General features: G+C 39.1%; 1 pseudogene. It reads right to left on the bottom strand.

The features are described from left to right. Positions 1-233, bottom strand: a pseudogene (locus IPU53_RS24735) (IS21 family transposase); the annotation flags it as partial.

The following is a 233-nucleotide window of genomic DNA, read 5'->3' as shown; positions in this document are numbered from 1 at the left end:
ATTCGTCTAATTGAAACACCCTTCGTTCCGGTAAGAAGAAATTATTCCGGACATATTTCACCATAGCTTCCACCTGACCCTTTTCATTACCTAAACCTGGATTACAAAATTCATATTCGAAGCCATAGTGTAAAACAAATCTTTCGAAACCATCCGTTAATTCACGCCTACCATGTGGGAAAATCCTTTTCACCGCAGGGGATAAGTTATCAAAGCGAATTCTTCTAGGTACT

The sequence above is a fragment of the Bacillus sp. SD088 genome, from assembly GCF_017355205.1.
Lineage (GTDB): Bacteria > Bacillota > Bacilli > Bacillales > Bacillaceae_C > Lederbergia.
This window is presented reverse-complemented; position numbering and strand designations above follow the sequence as displayed.